The sequence below is a fragment of the Streptomyces spongiae genome (assembly GCF_009377185.1).
Lineage (GTDB): Bacteria > Actinomycetota > Actinomycetes > Streptomycetales > Streptomycetaceae > Streptomyces > Streptomyces spongiae.
In genome coordinates this window covers 1-1,218 of sequence record NZ_VJZC01001087.1, presented here as the reverse complement: position 1 = coordinate 1,218, position 1,218 = coordinate 1, and the positions used below count along the sequence as shown (strand labels likewise).

At 72.7% G+C, this 1,218-nt stretch carries 2 protein-coding genes and 1 pseudogene; 2 read left to right on the top strand and 1 reads right to left on the bottom strand.

All coding sequences use genetic code 11. The annotated features are described in order from the left end of the window. Positions 1 to 245: 245 nt before the first annotated feature. Both FNH08_RS50305 and FNH08_RS50300 read left to right on the top strand, forming a co-directional pair. Complete coding sequence (locus FNH08_RS50305; RefSeq protein ID WP_152778718.1) at positions 246 to 659, top strand: cupin domain-containing protein; 414 nt, start codon at positions 246 to 248, stop codon at positions 657 to 659. Further along, complete coding sequence (locus FNH08_RS50300; protein ID WP_152778717.1) at positions 656 to 1,003, top strand: hypothetical protein; 348 nt, start codon at positions 656 to 658, stop codon at positions 1,001 to 1,003. The genes FNH08_RS50305 and FNH08_RS50300 overlap by 4 nt, the downstream gene beginning before the upstream one ends. Before the next feature lie 60 nt (positions 1,004 to 1,063). Here the strand turns inward: FNH08_RS50300 and FNH08_RS50295 are convergent. Continuing rightward, a pseudogene (locus FNH08_RS50295) lies at positions 1,064 to 1,218 on the bottom strand (SMP-30/gluconolactonase/LRE family protein); the annotation flags it as partial.

Genomic DNA, 1,218 nt, shown 5'->3' with positions numbered 1-1,218 from the left:
GTTGGGGGCTGGGGTTCGTGGCCGGGTGCGGGTGGGTTGTGGCTGGTCGCGCCCACGCGGCGGAGCCGCAAATAGATACAGTCCCGCGCCCCTAGAAGCCGCGCCGTTCCCCGCGCCCCTGAAAACCGCGCCGTTCCCCGCGCCCCTGAAAACCGCGCCGTTCCCCGCGCCCCTAAGAACCGCGCCGTTCCCCGCGACCTGAGAGACCGCGCCGCTGTCCGCACCGGCTGCTACCTTCCGGAGCCATGACCGACAGCGTGTATGTGGGTAATGCGGGCGTGGACGCGGCGCTGGACCGGGGGTGGCTGCTGGGGCACTTCAAGGACGCCTCCGATCCTCGGCATTGTGAGGCCGTGGAGATCAAGTGGGGTGTCCACCCGCGGGGCGACGAGCGGGCGGAGTGGGTGACCGGCGAAGAGCGCACCGCTCTGCTGGTCCTGGTCAGCGGGCGCTTCCGGGTGGAACTGCCCGGGCGCAGTGTTCTCCTGGCCCAGCAGGGGGACTACGTCGTGTGGGGCCGAGGCGTCGATCACTCCTGGTTCGCGGAGGAGGAGTCGGTGGTACTGACGGTCCGCTGGCCCTCCGTCCCCGGCTACAAGGTGATCGACGAGGCCGCGTCCGCCGTCGGCGCGAGCGGACATCCGGTGGACAGGACATGAGCAGCTCTTCGGGCACCGGCACCGGCGGCGCCGGCTGTCTCCTCGCCGGCCTCGGTGCGGCGACCGCGGCCCTTGCCTGGGCACCGCGGGCCGCGATCAGTGTCGACGGTGGGTTCGAGGGCCATGCCCGTGATCTGAGCGTGCTCTTCGTCGATCTCCCGCTCGTCCTGCTCGGCGGTGCCCTGGTTCCGCTCCTGGCCTGGGCGCTGACCACCCGCTGGGTGGGCCGGCCCTGGGTCGCGGTGGTCGCCGCCGTGGCCGCGCTCGCCCTGGGAGTGTGGGGACTCCTGGAGTGGTGGACTCCCCGCCGGGCTCCCAACCCCGGTTACGGAGACGGCGTCTGACCACCGGGCCTGGGCCCGGGCGCGGGCCGGCCAGGGGGCGCCCGGGGAACCGCTACTGCCTCAGCCTGCGAACGCCCGTTGTTCCAGACCCTTGCCCGCTCCCGGGACGACCAGCACCGAACCCGACAACGGAGGCGGTGCCGTGAGGCCCGTGCGTGCGGTGGTGATGTAGAGGTCCGTCAGGTCGGGGCCGCCGAAGGCGCAGGCCGTGGGGC

Excerpts from the sequence above, each read along its gene's own strand:
- FNH08_RS50305 (WP_152778718.1), top strand. The coding sequence starts at position 246 with ATGACCGACAGCGTGTATGTGGGTAATGCGGGCGTGGACGCGGCGCTG.
- FNH08_RS50300 (WP_152778717.1), top strand. The coding sequence starts at position 656 with ATGAGCAGCTCTTCGGGCACCGGCACCGGCGGCGCCGGCTGTCTCCTC.